The 15,480-nt window shown below is 73.4% G+C and carries 12 protein-coding genes; 3 read left to right on the plus strand and 9 right to left on the minus strand.

Annotated features, from left to right (window positions below; genetic code table 11):
* Positions 1-70: 70 nt before the first annotated feature.
* The gene (locus ACZ407_RS19490; RefSeq protein ID WP_468129758.1) at positions 71-1,708 is read right to left on the minus strand and encodes a solute symporter family protein; all 1,638 of its coding nucleotides are present in this window, start codon (positions 1,706-1,708) and stop codon (positions 71-73) included.
* Positions 1,705-2,070, minus strand: coding sequence for a DUF485 domain-containing protein (locus ACZ407_RS19495; RefSeq protein WP_468129760.1), 366 nt, complete (start codon positions 2,068-2,070; stop codon positions 1,705-1,707). Before ACZ407_RS19495 ends, ACZ407_RS19490 begins: the two co-directional genes overlap by 4 nt.
* Positions 2,071-2,311: 241 nt before the next feature.
* Here ACZ407_RS19495 and ACZ407_RS19500 point away from each other — a divergent pair, with 241 nt between their 5' ends.
* The gene (locus ACZ407_RS19500) at positions 2,312-3,838 is read left to right on the plus strand and encodes a S8 family peptidase (RefSeq protein ID WP_468129762.1); all 1,527 of its coding nucleotides are present in this window, start codon (positions 2,312-2,314) and stop codon (positions 3,836-3,838) included.
* A gap of 101 nt (positions 3,839-3,939) precedes the next feature.
* Here ACZ407_RS19500 and ACZ407_RS19505 read toward each other — a convergent pair whose 3' ends face one another.
* From ACZ407_RS19505 to ACZ407_RS19515, 3 genes are read right to left on the minus strand one after another with little or no spacing between them, the layout of a single operon-like run.
* Positions 3,940-4,983, minus strand: a complete 1,044-nt coding sequence (locus ACZ407_RS19505; RefSeq protein WP_468129764.1) for a zinc-dependent alcohol dehydrogenase family protein — start codon at positions 4,981-4,983, stop codon at positions 3,940-3,942.
* 26 nt (positions 4,984-5,009) lie between these two features.
* On the minus strand, positions 5,010-5,717 hold the full coding sequence (locus tag ACZ407_RS19510; RefSeq protein ID WP_468129766.1) for a lysoplasmalogenase: 708 nt from the start codon (positions 5,715-5,717) through the stop codon (positions 5,010-5,012).
* Positions 5,714-6,616: a sterol desaturase family protein gene (locus tag ACZ407_RS19515; RefSeq protein WP_468129768.1), complete on the minus strand. Its 903-nt coding sequence runs from the start codon at positions 6,614-6,616 to the stop codon at positions 5,714-5,716. Before ACZ407_RS19515 ends, ACZ407_RS19510 begins: the two co-directional genes overlap by 4 nt.
* 238 nt (positions 6,617-6,854) lie before the next feature.
* Here ACZ407_RS19515 and ACZ407_RS19520 point away from each other — a divergent pair, with 238 nt between their 5' ends.
* Positions 6,855-9,980, plus strand: coding sequence for an NACHT domain-containing protein (locus ACZ407_RS19520; protein ID WP_468129770.1), 3,126 nt, complete (start codon positions 6,855-6,857; stop codon positions 9,978-9,980).
* Positions 9,981-10,202: 222 nt separating this feature from the next.
* Here the strand turns inward: ACZ407_RS19520 and ACZ407_RS19525 are convergent, their stop codons facing one another.
* From ACZ407_RS19525 to ACZ407_RS19540, 4 genes are read right to left on the minus strand one after another with little or no spacing between them, the layout of a single operon-like run.
* Positions 10,203-11,450: an amidohydrolase family protein gene (locus tag ACZ407_RS19525; RefSeq protein WP_468129772.1), complete on the minus strand. Its 1,248-nt coding sequence runs from the start codon at positions 11,448-11,450 to the stop codon at positions 10,203-10,205.
* Complete coding sequence (locus ACZ407_RS19530; protein ID WP_468129774.1) at positions 11,447-12,754, minus strand: amidohydrolase family protein; 1,308 nt, start codon at positions 12,752-12,754, stop codon at positions 11,447-11,449. Before ACZ407_RS19530 ends, ACZ407_RS19525 begins: the two co-directional genes overlap by 4 nt.
* Positions 12,755-12,763: 9 nt before the next feature.
* The gene (locus tag ACZ407_RS19535) at positions 12,764-13,648 is read right to left on the minus strand and encodes an SDR family NAD(P)-dependent oxidoreductase (protein WP_468129776.1); all 885 of its coding nucleotides are present in this window, start codon (positions 13,646-13,648) and stop codon (positions 12,764-12,766) included.
* Position 13,649: 1 nt separating this feature from the next.
* Complete coding sequence (locus ACZ407_RS19540; RefSeq protein WP_468129778.1) at positions 13,650-14,447, minus strand: acetoacetate decarboxylase family protein; 798 nt, start codon at positions 14,445-14,447, stop codon at positions 13,650-13,652.
* 161 nt (positions 14,448-14,608) lie between these two features.
* Between ACZ407_RS19540 and ACZ407_RS19545 the strand changes: the two genes are divergently transcribed.
* Positions 14,609-15,271, plus strand: coding sequence for a TetR/AcrR family transcriptional regulator (locus tag ACZ407_RS19545; protein WP_468129780.1), 663 nt, complete (start codon positions 14,609-14,611; stop codon positions 15,269-15,271).
* The last annotated feature ends 209 nt before the right edge of the window (positions 15,272-15,480 follow it).

The raw sequence follows: 15,480 nt of genomic DNA on the forward strand, positions 1-15,480 counted from the left end.
AACGAACGAGACGCGGCGTGGCCGCATCGTACGGACCTACGATGCGGCCACTCAGGGTGTTCGGAGGATCTCAGTGGGCGCCCGTCCCGGTGAGCGAGCGGACCTCCAGTTCGGCGTACTTCTGCGGGTCGGCGGGCTCCTTCGACAGGACCGTGCCGAGCCAGCCGAGCAGGAAGCCGAGCGGGATGGAGACGATGCCCGGGTTCTCCAGGGGGAACCAGTAGAAGTCGGCGTTCTTGAACATCGAAGTGGGCTTGCCGGACACCACGGGTGAGAAGAGGACGAGCACCACGGACGAGATCAGGCCGCCGTAGATGGACCACAGCGCGCCCCGGGTGGTGAAGCGCTTCCAGAAGAGGCTGTAGAGGATCGTGGGCAGGTTCGCGGAGGCGGCCACGGCGAAGGCGAGCGCGACCAGGCCCGCCACGTTCAGGTCGCGGGCGAGGGCGCCGAGGCCGATGGCCACGGCCCCGATGGCGACGGTGGCCCAGCGGGCGGCGCGGACCTCCTCTTGCTCGGTGGCCCGGCCCTTGCGGATGACGTTCACGTACAGGTCGTGGGCGAAGGAGGAGGACGAGGCCAGGGTGAGGCCGGCGACCACGGCGAGGATGGTGGCGAAGGCGACGGCGGAGATCACGGCGAGCAGGATCGCGCCGCCGGTGGAGCCGGCGCCCCCGCCGACCGCCTGGGCGAGCATCGGGGCCGCGGTGTTGCCCGCCTTGTTGGAGGCGATGATGTCGTCCCGCTTGAGCAGGGCGGCCGCGCCGAAGCCGAGGGCGATGGTCATCAGGTAGAAGGCGCCGATGATGCCGATGGCCCAGTTGACGGACTTCCTGGCGGCCTGGGCGGTGGGGACGGTGTAGAAGCGGATGAGGATGTGCGGCAGGCCTGCGGTGCCGAGGACCAGGGCGAGGCCGAGGGAGATGAAGTCGATCTTCGAGGTGGCGGTGGCCCCGTACTTCAGGCCGGGCTCCAGGAAGGCGGCGCCCTTCCCGCTGTTCTCGGCGGCCCGGCCGAGCAGCTCCGAGATGCTGAAGTCGAACTTCAGGAGCACGAGGAAGGTGATGAGCAGGGCGCCCGCGATGAGCAGGACGGCCTTGACCATCTGCACCCAGGTGGTGCCCTTCATGCCTCCGATGGTGACGTAGACGATCATCAGCACGCCGACCAGGGCGACGATCGCGACCTTGCCGCCGTCGCTCGTGATGCCGAGCAGCAGGGAGACCAGGACCCCGGCCCCGGCCATCTGGGCGAGCAGGTAGAAGATCGAGACGACGATGGTGGAGGTGCCGGCGGCGGTGCGGACGGGCCGCTGGCGCATCCGGTAGGCGAGTACGTCGCCCATGGTGTAGCGGCCGGAGTTGCGCAGCGGCTCGGCGACGAGCAGCAGGGCCACCAGCCAGGCGACGAGGAAGCCGATGGAGTAGAGGAAGCCGTCGTAGCCGAAGAGGGCGATGGCGCCGGCGATGCCGAGGAAGGACGCGGCGGACATGTAGTCGCCGGAGATGGCGAGGCCGTTCTGGAAGCCGGTGAACTGGCGGCCGCCGGCGTAGAAGTCGGCGGCGCCGCGGGTCTGCCGGCCGGCCCGGACGGTGATGACGAGGGTCGCGACGACGAAGAGCCCGAAGAGGGTGATGATCAGCGGGCGGTGCTCGGTCGCCGGTCCGGCCGCGAGCGGGACGGCCGGGGCGAGGAGGCCGTGGGTCATGCGCCTGCCTCCATGCGGGACTTGATGGCCTCGGCCTTGGGGTCGAGCTTGGCCGCGGCGTGCCTGGAGTACAGCCAGGCGATGAGGAACGTGGTCGCGAACTGGGCGAGCCCGAGGACGAGGGCCACGTTGATGTTCCCGAACAGCCGGATCCCCATGAATCCGCCCGCGTAGTTCGAAAGCAGGACGTAGAGCAGGTACCAGGAGATGAAGGCCGCGGTCAGGGGGAAGGCGAACGAGCGGTGGGCGCTGCGCAGCTCGCCGAATTCGGCGCTCTGCTGCACCTCGGCGAACTGCTCCGCCGTCGGCAGGCCGTCTCGGGCGCCGGTACTGCCGGGCGGGGGCGCTGCGTCGGTGGTCACGGGCTCTCCTCGGGGGGCGGAAGCGGTGGGGACGAAGGACAAAACGACCTCCATGGGGACGTGGTGGTGCCGATCCCCTGTGTCAACGGCACGGATGCGGGATCCGGCCGGTTCAACGGCGGTTTTTTCTTTCGGAATTCATTGCTTCGACGGGAAGATCGGCGCTAGCTTCACTCGTCATGTACCCGTCCATACGCGGCCTGCGTCCGGACGGCATCTAGACGGATGATGTGGAGAACCCATGGCTCATCTCGGGTCCCGACGCCGCCGTGCACTCGCCGTGCCGGTCGGCCTGGCGCTCACGGCCTCGCTCGGCCTCCTCCCGGCAGTGACGGCCTCGGCCGCTCCGCTGGACACGGTGGCCCAGGCCGCTGACACCACCGGCCCGAAGCTCTCGTACGTGGTCAACCTCGGCCCGTACGGCCAGGTCAAGCAGATCAAGAAGGCGATCGAGCGCGCGGGCGGCACGGTGGTGATCGCCTATGACAAGATCGGCGTCATCGTCGCCCACTCGTCGAACCCCGACTTCGCGAAGACCATGCGGACCGTGAAGCACGTGGTCTCCGCGGGCGCCACCCGTACGGCCCCGCTGCAGGCGGTGCAGACGCACGAAGAGGGCGCGACCCAGAAGCTGAGCGCGGCCGAGGCCGCCAAGGCGGCGGCAGTGGCCGCCCCGGGCGAGGAGCCGCTCGAGCCCAACCAGTGGGACCTGCGGGCGATCAAGGCCGACCAGGCGCACAAGATCAACGATGGCAGCAAGAGCGTCACGGTGGGCGTCATCGACACGGGTGTCGACGACACGCACCCGGATCTCGCCCCGAACTTCTCCAAGGAGCAGTCGGCCAACTGCGTCGGCGGTGTCGCGGACACCTCCGAGGGCGCCTGGCGTCCGTACCCGGACGGCAGCGACCACGGCACCCACGTGGCCGGCACCATCGCGGCCGCCCGCAACGGCGAGGGCATCAGCGGTGTGGCCCCGGGCGTGAAGGTCGCCGGCATCAAGGTGAGCGAGCCCGCCACCAGCCTCTTCTACACCGAGGCCGTGGTCTGCGGCTTCATGTTCGCCGCCGAGAAGGGGATCGAGGTGACCAACAACAGCTACTACGTCGACCCGTGGCTCTTCAACTGCAAGACCGACGACGACCAGAAGGCGCTGGTGGAGGCCCTCGCCCGGGCGACGAAGTACGCCGAGCGCAAGGGCGTGCTGAGCGTGGCCTCGGCCGGCAACTCGAACCAGGACCTGGCCGCGGACTCCCTTGAGGACACGACCAGCCCGAACGACACCACCGCAGTGACCCGCACCATCGACCCGAGCGTCTGCCTGGACCTGCCCACGCAGCTCCCGGGCGTGGTCACGGTCAGCGCGACCGGTGACAAGGGGCTGCGCTCGTACTACTCCAGCTACGGCCTCGGTGTCGTGGACGTCTCCGCCCCCGGCGGCGACAAGTGGCAGATACCCGCGACCCCGGACGCCAATGGCCGCGTGCTGTCCACGCTCCCCGGCGGCGGCTACGGCTACAAGCAGGGCACCTCGATGGCCGCCCCGCACGTCGCCGGTGTCGCGGCGCTGCTGAAGAGCACGCACCCGGGTGCCACCCCGGCGCAGCTCCAGCGGATGCTGAAGGCGCAGACCGACAAGCAGGTCTGCCCGGAGAAGATCTACGACAACACCGGCGCCCTGATCGACGCCACCACCTGCCAGAGCAAGTGGGGCCAGACGGGCTACTACGGCTACGGCCAGGTGAACGCGCTCAACGCCGTCAAGTGACGGCCGGCGCGCTGCGGTGACACGGCACGGCTGACGGGCCGGGCGGGGAACTCCCGCCCGGCCCGTTGCGCTGTCCGGGGGCCGCGGCCGCGCGGCGGCGGTCAGGGGGTGATGAGGACCTTCAGGGCGCTGCGGTCGTCCATCGCGCGGTAGCCGTCCGGCACCTCGTCCAGGGAGACGGCGCGGTCGAAGACGGGCGAGGGGTCGATGATCCCGTCGAGGACGTCCTTCAGGAGCTCCGGGATGTACGCGCGGACCGGGGCGACCCCGCCGCGCAGGCTGATGTTGCGGTCGAACATCACGCCGAGGTCGAGGCCGGTGCCGCTGCCGTGCGGGACGCCCACGTAGCCGATGGCCCCGCCGTCGCGGGTGATGTTCACGGCGGTGCGCATGGACTGCTCGGTGCCGACCGCCTCGATGACGGCGTGGGCACCCTCGCCGCGGGTGAGCTCGCGCACGGCGGCCTCGGCGGCCTCGCCGCGCTCGGCGACCACGTCGGTGGCCCCGAAGAGCTTGGCGATGTCGGTGCGGGCGGAGTGCCGGCCGAGGGCGATGATCCGCTCGGCACCGAGCCGCTTGGCGGCGAGCACCCCGCAGAGGCCGACCGCGCCGTCGCCGACCACCGCGACGGTGGCGCCGGGGCGGACGCCGGCGCCGAGGGCGGCGTGGTGGCCGGTGCCCATGACGTCGGAGAGGGCGAGCAGGGCGGTCAGCAGCCGGTCGTCGGAGGCGGCCTCGGCGGGCAGCTTGACCAGGGTGCCGTCGGCGTGCGGGACGCGCACGGCCTCGCCCTGGCCGCCGTCGTAGCCGACCGAGCCCCAGAAGCCGCCGTGCACGCAGGAGGTGTAGAGGCCCTCGGTGCAGTACGCGCAGACCCCGTCGGACCACATGAAGGGGGCCACGACCAGGTCGCCCTTGCGCAGGCCGGTGACGGCGGAGCCGGTCTCCTCGACCACGCCGAGGAACTCGTGGCCGATGCGCTGGCCGGGCTCGCGCTTGGCCTCACCGCGGTAGGCCCACAGGTCGCTGCCGCAGATGCAGGCGCGCAGCACGCGCACGACGGCGTCCTCGGGCTGCCGGACGGCGGCGTCGGTCACCTCCTCCACGCGGATGTCGTGCGGGGCGTGGATGACGGTGGCGCGCATGCTGGTTCCTCGGGGGTGGTGCGGATTCAGCCAGTGGTGTCTGGTGTGACCTCCCTACGGTACGCCCGGTGCGGGGCGAGGACTCCGCAGGCCAGCAGGTACTGGGCCGCCAGATAGGTGAGCATGATCCAGAAGTCCGGGCGGGGCAGCTGCGGCCATTCGGCCACGCCGGTGGCGATCAGGGTGTCGGACAGCAGGAACAGCGCGCCGCCGGCGCCCGCGACCGGGCCGAGGGCCCCGGAGCGGTACGCCATGGCGGCGAGCAGCAGGCTGTAGCCCGCCACCGGGATGCGCAGCTCGGCGGGCAGGTCCGCCCAGAGCAGGGCGACCGTACCGGTGAGGGCGGCCGCGTAGCCGGCGCCGACGAGGGGCGAGGTGCGGCCGCGGCCGAAGAGCACGAGGTAGCAGACGTGCCCGGCGGCGAAGGAGCCCATGCCGAGGAGGAAGGCGAGGTCGGTGTCGAAGAGCAGGGCCACGTCCCCGCCCCAGCCGAAGAGCAGGGCGGCGGTGAGCAGGGCGGGGGCGCGCCGGGTCAGTGCCCAGCCGGCGAGCAGCGGCATCAGGAGCGGCTTGGCGAGGACGTGCCCCGGGTGCCAGTCGGCGAGCAGGGCGAGCAGGTCGGCCGCGCAGGCCGCCGCGAAGGCGGTGAGCAGGATCCGGCCGAGGAGCTCCCGGCGGGGGCCCGCGGGGGCGTCCGGGGCGGCGGCCGCGGGGGTGGTGGCGGAGCCGGTCATGCCGCACGCTCCGGGGCGGCCGGGGCGGCGGGGGCGGCGGACCCGGGCGCGGCGGCGGGGGCGGCGGCCGGCTGCGGGTTCCAGCCCGGGCCGCGGAAGACCCGCCCGGCCCGCTCGCGCCAGCTCGTGGCGGCGCGTACGTCGCGGGCGATGGCGACGTACTCGTGGGTGGCCACGCGCAGCGGGTTGTAGGTGGTGATGTTCTTGGTGAGGCCGAAGACGGGCCGCTCGGTCTCGGCGGTCCAGGAGCCGAAGATCCGGTCCCACACGATCAGGATCCCGCCGAAGTTCCGGTCCAGGTAACCGCCTTGGGAGGCGTGGTGGACGCGGTGGTGGGACGGGGTGTTGAAGAGGTATTCGACCGGCCGGGGCAGCTTGCCGATCCGCTCGGTGTGGATCCAGAACTGGTAGACGAGGTTGACGGAGTAGCAGAAGGCCACGGCCGCCGGGTGCACGCCGAGGGCGATCATCGGCACGTAGAACGGCCAGGAGGTCAGGCTCGTCCAGGGCTGGCGCAGTGCGGTGGTGAGGTTGAACTTCCGGCTGGAGTGGTGGACCACGTGGCAGGCCCACAGGATGCGGATGACGTGGTGCCCGCGGTGCTGCCAGTAGTACGAGAAGTCCTGGGCGAGCAGCATGAGCGGCAGGGTCCACCACAGCACCGGCACGCGCAGCGGGGTGAGTTCGTAGACCGCGGTGTAGACGGCCAGGACCGGGATCTTCCACAGGAAGTCGAAGCCGAGGCTGCCGATTCCCATGCCGAGGCTGGTGGCCGCGTCCTTCACCTCGTACCCGGCGGCATCCTCGTCGGGATGGATCCGGCAGCTCACCACCTCGACCACGGTGAGCAGCACGAATGCAGGTATGGACCACAGCACGACATCGGGCAGGTTCGGCATGACAGGACCATAGAGGCGGCTTCCGGGGCTCCGCCAGGGGTTGTTACCAATCAGTATTGAACGGGGTTACCGCGGGTTCGCAGCCGGCGCCCGCGGCGGCCCGCGGGGGCCCGCGCTGGCCGGGGAAAGCACCCCGCGCAGGCCCGGGGAACCGCCCGGGACAGGCCGGTACGGACCTGTACGGATCGCCCGCCGCTGCCGATACTGGCCCCCCGGGCGCGGCGGGAGGGGCGGGCGCATGACGGGTTTCGAGGCACTGCTCGGCAAGGCGGCGGGGGCGGCCGCGGGGGCACTGGTCAAGGCGCTGCTCGGCCGGGCGCCCGGGGCGGGGCTGGCGGTGGACCCGGCCCGGCCGGCCCCCCGCTGGCGCCGGCCCGCCGCGCTCGGCGAGCCCGAACTGCGGCGGCTGACCGAGGAGTTGCAGGACCGGCTGCGCGGACCGGCCGGCCGGCTGCCGGAGCCGGAGCGGACCGCGGTGGCCGAGGCGGTGCGGGACTCCTTCGCCGCGCTGGGGACGCTCGACGCGGAGGCCCTGTTCGCCTGCGGGCTGGACCCGGACCGGCTGGCCGCGGCCGTGCAGGCGCACCGCCCGCCGAGCGGGCTGGGCGAGACCGGCCGGGCGGCCTACCGGGAGCTGGTCCTGCTCTGCTGCCGGCACGTCCTGGAGTACGCCACCGCCCTGCCCGGCTTCGGGGCCCGGGCCGACGTGGAGCTCGTACGCCGCACGGGCGCCCTCGCGGAGGCCCTGGACGAGGTGCGGGACCGGCTCGGGCCGGCCGCCGGGGCCGCCGAGCACGCCTTCGAACAGAGCTACGCCGACTACCTCGTGGCCACCCAGTCCCGGCTGGAGCTGTTCGGCATCACCCTCGGCCGGGGCCGCCAGGACTGGCCGCTGGACGCCGCCTACCTCAGCCTCGCGGTGAGCGCGGAAGGCCGCCCGCCGGTCGGCCCCGGGGCCCCCGGCCCGGTGCCCGGCACCCCGGTCAAGGCCGAGCAGGCCCTCGCGGGCTCGGCCCGGCTGCTCTTGCGGGGCCCGGCCGGCTCCGGCAAGAGCACCCTCGTCCAGTGGCTGGCCCTGAACGCGGCCCGCCGCAGCTTCGGGCCGGAGCTGCGGGACTGGAACCTCTGCGTGCCCTTCGTGCTGCGGCTGCGCTCCTTCCGCTCCCCGGAGGCGCTGCCCGGCCCCGAGGACTTCCTGCGCGCGGCCGGCGTACCGCTGCACGGCTCCGCACCCGCCGGATGGGCCGGCCGGCTCCTCGCGCAGGGCCGGGCGCTGGTCCTCGTGGACGGGGTGGACGAGGTCCCGCAGCGGCTGCGCAACCGGGCCGAGGAGTGGCTGCGGAACCTGATCGCCGCCTTTCCCCGCGCCCGTTACGTGGTCACCACCCGGCCCTCGGCGGTCCCCGAGGGCTGGCTGTCCGGCCAGGGGTTCGCCACCCGCACCCTGCTGCCCATGGAGCGCGCCGACATCCGCGCCTTCATCGCGCACTGGCACCGGGCCGCCCGCACCGAGGAGCAGCCCGAGTCCCTCGCCACCCTGGACACGTACGAGGCCTCCCTCCTCAAGGCCGTCACCACCCGCCGGGACCTGGGCCGCCTGGCCACCAACCCGCTGATGTGCGCCCTGCTGTGCGCCCTGAACCGGGACCGCCGGATGCAGCTGCCGCGGGCCCGCAAGGAGCTGTACGACGCCGCCCTCGACCTGCTGCTCGTCCGGCGGGACACCGAGCGCGAGATCAGCGGGGTGGAGGGGGTGGACCTCACCCGCGACGAACAGGTGCTGCTGCTCCAGCGCTTCGCGTACTGGCTGATCCGCAACGACCAGCGCGAGGGCACCCGGCAGGAGGCGGTCGCCCTGATGGACGGCTGGCTGGACGCGATGCCCCAGGTCCGGGCGCAGGGCAGCGCCGAGCAGGTCTTCTCCCACCTGCTGATCCGCAGCGGGGTGCTGCGCGAGCCGGTGCCGGGCTCGGTGGACTTCGTGCACCGGACCTTCCTCGACTACCTCGGGGCCAAGGAGGCCGTGGAGACCCGCGACTTCGGGATGCTCGCGCGCAACGCGCACGACGACGGCTGGGACGACGTGGTGCGCATGGCGGTGGGCCACGCCCGGCCCGACGAGCGCGCGTACCTGCTGCGGAACCTGCTGCGCCATGCCGACCGCTCGCAGCGGTACCGCAGCCGGCTGGTGCTGCTGGCCGCCGCCTGTCTGGAGCACGCGCCGGAGCTGGACCCGGCGGTCCGGGCGGAGATCGAGGAGCGGACGGCGCGGCTGCTGCCGCCGCGCGGGCAGGAGCAGGCGCAGGAGCTGGCCGGGGCCGGGGAGCTGGTGCTCGAAATGCTCTCCGACCCGCGGGACCTGATGGAGGACGAGGCGGCGGCCACCGTGCACACCGCGGCGCTGGTCGGCGGGGCGCCGGCGCTGGAGGTGATCGCCGGGTTCCGCCGGGACCCCCGGTTCCTCGTGCAGTACGAACTGTCCCGGTCCTGGGGGCGGTTCGATGCGCAGCCGTACGCCGATGCGGTCCTGGGGGACACCGACCTCGGCGAGGTCTTCCTCCAGGTGCACACCGCGGAGCAGCTGGCCCTTCTGCCCCGGCTGGGGCACCTGAACCGGATCCAGCTGGAGGGGGACCACGGCATCCCGCCGGAGATCACCGGCCACCGGGAGCTGGAGCGGCTGTTCTTCGGCCTGAACCCGCGGCTGGGTGACCTGTCCCCGCTGCGCGGGCTGCCGCGGCTGCGGCTGCTCGGCATGGACGGCTGCCCGTCGGTGAGCCTGGACGCCCTGCGCGGCCTGCCCCTGGAGACGCTGTACCTGTACCGGCTCGCCGACGGGCTGGACCTCGGGCCGCTGGCCGACCTGCCGGAACTGGCCCATGCCGGCATCAACTTCGACCCGGGGTACGCGGCGGTGGGCGAGCTGCCGGCCGGCCCCGGCCTGACCGGCCTCGGGCTGTACAAGGGGGCCCGGCGGCTGTCCCTGGACGGGCTGGAGAAGTGGCCGGACCTGGACTGGCTGACGATCGCGGGCGACGAGCAGGCGGTGCAGCTGGAGCGGGTCACCCCGCTGCCGCGGCTGCGCAGCCTCCAGGTGCTCGAACAGAGCGCCCTGGACCTGGCCACCCTGCTGAGGCACCGCAGCCTGACCCACCTCTACGTGGGCTCCTCGGCGCTCGCCTCCGGGCTGGAGCCCCTGCGCGACCTGCCGGAGCTGGTCTTCCTGAGCCTGAGCAACTGCGGCGGGCCGGTGGACCTGAAGCCGCTCGCCGGGCTGGACCGGGTGAGCGTGGAGGTGGTCGGGGACACCCGGGCGCTGGGCGCGGGCCGGCTCCCGCCGGGCCGGCTCCGGGTGCTGGCCTGAGGCGCCCCCCGAGCCGGCCCGGGCCTTCCGCGGATCCCTCCCGGGCCTTGTGCCGACCTGCACGGATCCGCGCCGTCCCGCCCGGCGCGCCAGACCGCCCGGGTCTGCCGGCGGGCCTGCCGGGCGGGGACCGCCGTACGGGGGCTGCCGCCCGGCCCGTACGGCGGTCCCGTACGGGCGGTCCCCTACGGCGGTCCCCTACGGGCGGTCCCGTACGGACCGCTACCAGACCCGCACCGAGCCCCCGGGGGCGAAGGCCGGGCTGGAGGCTTCGGCCGGGATCTCGGTGAGCGGTTCGGCGATCTCGGCCACCGTCGGCCCGTGCACGGCCGCGATCGGGTCGAGCAGGGCGAGGTCGAAGCCGTAGACGCGGGCGGCGTTCCCGCCGGCCATGGCCGCGACCTCCGCCCGCGGCAGGCCCGCGTACGCGATGCGCAGGCCCTCGCGCGAGTACGGGGTGGTGCCCTCGTCGTGCGGGTAGTCGCTGCCCCACATGATCTTGTCGAGGCCGATCCGGTCCCGCAGCGGCACCTCGTGCGGGCGCATGAAGCTGGCGCCGACGAAGCAGTTGTCCCGCCACACCTGGCTCGGGCCCTTGCCCATGGAGTCCGCGAGCCCGGCGCCGAACTTGGCCTCCGCGGTGGCGGCCTTCGTCGCGGCGGAGACCAGCCGCCCGTGGTAGTAGTCCAGCATGTCGAGCACGCCCGGGATCCAGCCCGAGCCCTGCTCGGTCAGCACCAGCCTGAGGTCCGGGTGGCGGCGGAAGGCGCCGCCGAAGACCAGGTGCCACAGGGCCCGGTGGGAGAACCAGGTGGTCTCCACCATGAACACCGCCCGCGCGGCGGGCTCCGGCCCCAGCGGCGGCGATGCGGAGCCGCCGTGGTGGTTGACCGGGACGTCCAGCTCCGCGCACACGGCCCAGATCGGGTCGTACGCCTCGGAGTACAGCTCGGGGACCGCCGAGCCCGGCGGCACCCCGGGCAGCAGGATGCCCCCGGTGAGGCCCGCTTCGCGGGTGCGGCGGATCTCCGCGACCGCCGCGTCCACGTCGTTGAGGAGGATCTGCACCACGCCCGCCCGCCGGCCCGGGGCCTGCGCGCAGAAGTCGGCGAGCCAGCGGTTGTGCGCCTGGAGTCCCGCCCAGCGCCGCTCGTACTCGGCGCGGGTGGGCGGCTGCGCCATCAGGGCCGCGTTCGGGAAGAACGGCGGGATGGTGTTGGGGAAGACCACCTCGGCCACGATCCCGTCGGCCTCCAGCTCGGCCAGCCGGCGGGCGGAGTTCCAGTTGCGGTCGGCGGTGTCGGCGAGGAGGTCCTCGTACGGGTTGACGTAGCCGGCCGCCCAGGCGTCGAAGTCCTCGTGGTGCTTCTTCTCCAGGTACGGCTTGTAGTCGAGCAGGTCGGCGCCCGCGTGGCAGTCGGCCGAGATGACGGTGTAGCGGTCGGCCGCGCCGGGCGTGGGGTCCGTCACCGCGCCACCCCCAGCACCGGGAAGTCCTCCCCGGTGAGCCAGTGCCGGCCCGTCTCGCGCGAACGGGCCCACGAGGCCGCGACGGCCTCCTGGTCGGGGTCCTGGCCCAGCTCCGCGGGGGTGGGGCCGATCCGCCGGGCGAGCGGGGCGAGCTTGGCGGTGTCGAAGCCGAAGACCTCCGCCGCGGCCAGGCCCAGCATGCGCCGGGTCTCGTCCACGGGGATGTCGTGGAAGGTGGTGCGCAGCCACTGGCGGGTGCGGGGCCAGGTGCCCTCGGGGTGCGGGAAGTCCGAGCCCCACAGGATGTTGTCCACGCCGATCTCGTAGCGCTGCGCGAGCTCGCGCCGTTTGGTGTTGGTCGCGCAGACGAACACCTGCCGGTCGAGGTACTCGCTCGGCGGCCGCTTGAGCTCGGCGAACGGGGAGAGCTTCTTGCCGCCGTGGGCGCCGAGGTAGAGCCGGTCCATGAACCACAGCTGGTTGGGCAGCCACCAGCAGCCGGACTCGGCCACGCCGAACTTCAGCCCCGGGTGGCGCTCGAAGGCACCGGACCACAGCAGGAACCAGAGCGGGCGGGCCGGCCACCAGGTGACCTCGGAGACGTAGATGCCCAGGTGGTCGCCGTACTCGTGGCGGGGCGCGGCCCCGGAGTGGGTGACCACCGGCATCCGGGTCTCGGCCGCGGCCGCCCAGACGGGGTCGTAGCGGCGGTCGTGGTAGGGCGCCTTGTCCACCCACATGGAGGGGATCATCAGGGCGCCGAGGCCGGACTCCTTGGCCCGGTGGATCTCGGCGACGACCTTGTCGGGCTCCGCGGTCACGGGCAGCAGGGCGACCCCGCAGTGCCGCTCGGGGTTCTCGGAGACGAACTCGGCCAGCCAGCGGTTGTGGGCCTGGGCGCCCGCCATGCCGAGTTCGGGGTCCTGGTCCCCGGAGAGGCCGAGGCCGACGCCGAAGGGGGCCGCGGTCTGGCTGTCGACGGCGTCCGCGTCGGGGAAGACCACCTCGGCGGCCACCCCGTCACCGTCGAGTTCCTTGAGGCGCTGGGCGGTGTCCCAGCCGCCCCGGAGGCCCTCCTCGTGGTCGTGGAACCACTTGGCGGCGAAGGCCTCGTTGCGGACGCCGAGGCGGGTGGCCTCCTCTCGGCGGGCGCCCTGCTGGCCGAGGAACTCGTCGAAGGCGCGGTGGAAGCGGGAGTCGAGGTAGGGGCGGTACTGCCCGGTGGGCAGGCCCGCGTGGCAGTCGGAGGAGATGATCAGGTACGGGTCTGCGTACGCGGATTCGCGCGCGGCTCGGTCGGTCACGTCGGCCCCTCAGTCGAGGATGAAGCGTTCCAGGTAGGCGGGGTTGGCGCGGTCGAGCATGGACTGCGCCCGGGCGCGGATCTGGCGGTCGCTGTGCTCGCTCGCCGGGAGCATCCAGAAGCGGCCGGCGCGGATGCCGTCCACGACGTGTTCGGCCACCTCCTCGACCGGGGTGAACTCGACCTCGTGCCCGGCCGCCTTCATGGCGGCCTCGTACTGGTCGAGCGTCCGGTACGGGGTGGTGCGCGGGCGCTGCTTCGCGTACCGCGCGGGGCGGTTGCGGTGGGACTCCCACAGTCCGGTGCGCAGCATGTGCGGTCCGGGGAACAGGACGGAGGCGCCGACCTCGGCGCCCTCGGCCTTCAGGTGGGCGTAGAGGGATTCGGTCATGGTGACCACGGCCGCCTTGGTGACGGCGTAGACGGAGGCGGTGGGCAGGGGTGCGATGCCGCCGTCGCCGGAGGAGGTGTTGACGACGTGGCCGGGCTCGCCGGAGGCGATCATGCGCGGGAGGAAGGCCTGGATCCCGTGGAAGACGCCCCAGACGTTGACGGAGAAGGCCCATTTCCAGTCATTGGGCTCGTGCTCCCACATCCGGCCCTCGGCGCCGGAGCCGACCCCGGCGTTGTTGCACAGGACGTGGACCGCGCCGAAGGTGTCGTACGCGGCGTCGGCGAGGGAGAGGACGGAGTCGCGGTCGCTGACGTCCACGGTCCTGGCGAGCACCTCGGCCCCGCCGGCGGCGAGTTCCTCGGCCGCCTTGCGCAGGGCGCCCTCCTCCACGTCGCCGAGGACGACCCGGAGGCCCTCGGCGGCGAAGCGGCGGGCCATGGCGAGTCCGATGCCGCCGGCGGCCCCGGTGACGACGGCGGTCTGGCCGGCTTCGAGGCGCATGTCACACGCTCCCCTCGGGCGGCCCGTCGAAGGCCTGCTGCGGATCGTCGTAGCGCTGGTGGAGGTAGGGCAGGAGGGCCTGGGCGCTGACCCGCTCGGCCACCCGGCCGCGCTGGTCGGTGGTCTTCTCGCCGATGGTGATCTCCACGAGCCGGCGGACCGGGAGGTCGGCGACGGGGTCGTACATGGACTCGCGCAGGACCACGTCCCCGGTGACGGCCTCCAGTCTGCGGACCTTCTCGTTGCGCGTGCAGTGGACGAGCACCGGATCGGCGTCGAATCCCGAACCGTCCACCGCGGGGAGGAACTTGAAGTAGAAGTCGGTCTTCTGCACCGGCTCGGGAACGGGCAGGGGGCCGCTCACCGCGCCGCGGACCTCGACGAAGGCGATGCCGTGCCGGGCGAGGGCGGCCCGCACCACGAGCCCGTCGCGCTCCACGGTGACCTCGCCGAGCTTCTTGGGCTCGCCGAACACCTCGCGGCCGCCGGTCAGGGCCCGCTCGTGGGTCATCGGCATGACGAGCGGGTACCAGCCCTCGACCCCGCCGTGCCGGGCGGCCACGGCGACGGAGCCCGCGCCGAGCGGGTAGCCGGGCAGGTCTACCTTGCTGATGTTGACCCGCACCAGGGGGCGTTCGGCGGGCTTGAGGGGCGGCGGGAGCACGGCCGCCACCACGTCGGGATCGGTCTCCCAGACGGCCACCACCCCGGTGGACCAGATGTCGGGGAGCCTGGAGCTCTTCTCGCGCGCCGCCGCGATCTCCGCCTCGGTGCGGGCGCCGTACCGTACGCGTGCCATGGGTGTACCACCCTTCGTCGGGGGCCTGCCTCTGTAACACAGTTACACCGCCCCCGATGAAGGGTAAAGGGGGCTGCACGGACGGAAACTGACGGACAGCCAGACAAGCGCTGCGCCGGAACACCGGCCCGGCGGCCGGACCGCACGGAGGCGGAGGGGGAATGGCACGCAGTGCGCTGACCCGCGAAGAGGTGTTGGCGGCGGCCGCCGGCCTGGTCCGGCGGCACGGCCCGGCGGCCCTGACCATGCGCCGGCTCGCCGCCGAGCTGGGCACCGCGGTCACCTCGATCTACTGGCACGTGGGCAACCGCGAATCCCTGCTCGACGCGCTCGTGGAGCGGACCGTGGAGGAGATGGGCGCGGTCCGGCCGGAGGGGCGGACCCCGGCGGACCGGATCGTCTCGGTGGCGCGGATCGTGCGCCGCGAGCTGCGCGAGCGCCCGCACCTGATCGCGATGGTCCACGAACGGGGCCTGACCGAGCGGATGTTCCTGCCGGCCCAGCGGGCCCTGGTGCACGAGGTGCGCGCGGCCGGGCTGCGCGGGGCGCGGGCCGCGGAGGCGGTCCGGGCGATCCAGTTCCAGATCGTCGGCTTCCTGCTGGTGGAGCGCAACCGCGAGCGCTCCCCCGCCCAGTTCCCGGCCGAGAGCGACCTGTGGGACCCGGACGCGGCCCCGGACGACCCGGCGCTGGCCCGGGCCCTGGCGCGCCCGCCGGACCCGGACCGGCTCTTCCTGCTCTCCGTACGGGCGCTGGCCGGCGCCCTGCTGGCCGGAGCGGGAGGCGCGGCGGACCGCGGGCCCGGCGGGGGTGCGCGGTCCTGACACGGCCTCCCCGTAAATGAGTTGGCGGCCGTCCGGGCGTGTGGTCGAATCGGAGCAACGGGGGCGGCTCCCCGGCGTGCATCCTTCTCACCTTCTCCGAAAAGCTCCGCGCGCCCTCTCTCCGCCCCCGTTTCCCAGACTTCCGCGCGCCGCGCACCCCCGTCCGCACCCGTCCGCGGACCGGCGTACCCGGGCGCGTCCCGCCGCCT

The sequence above is a fragment of the Streptomyces sp. NPDC030809 genome, from assembly GCF_055572195.1.

Coding starts and splice junctions, on each gene's coding strand:
- ACZ407_RS19545 (WP_468129780.1), top strand. CDS start 14,609: ATGGCACGCAGTGCGCTGACCCGCGAAGAGGTGTTGGCGGCGGCCGCC.
- ACZ407_RS19510 (WP_468129766.1), bottom strand. CDS start 5,717: ATGACCGGCTCCGCCACCACCCCCGCGGCCGCCGCCCCGGACGCCCCC.
- ACZ407_RS19490 (WP_468129758.1), bottom strand. CDS start 1,708: ATGACCCACGGCCTCCTCGCCCCGGCCGTCCCGCTCGCGGCCGGACCG.
- ACZ407_RS19540 (WP_468129778.1), bottom strand. CDS start 14,447: ATGGCACGCGTACGGTACGGCGCCCGCACCGAGGCGGAGATCGCGGCG.
- ACZ407_RS19520 (WP_468129770.1), top strand. CDS start 6,855: ATGACGGGTTTCGAGGCACTGCTCGGCAAGGCGGCGGGGGCGGCCGCG.
- ACZ407_RS19505 (WP_468129764.1), bottom strand. CDS start 4,983: ATGCGCGCCACCGTCATCCACGCCCCGCACGACATCCGCGTGGAGGAG.
- ACZ407_RS19500 (WP_468129762.1), top strand. CDS start 2,312: ATGGCTCATCTCGGGTCCCGACGCCGCCGTGCACTCGCCGTGCCGGTC.
- ACZ407_RS19515 (WP_468129768.1), bottom strand. CDS start 6,616: ATGCCGAACCTGCCCGATGTCGTGCTGTGGTCCATACCTGCATTCGTG.
- ACZ407_RS19535 (WP_468129776.1), bottom strand. CDS start 13,648: ATGCGCCTCGAAGCCGGCCAGACCGCCGTCGTCACCGGGGCCGCCGGC.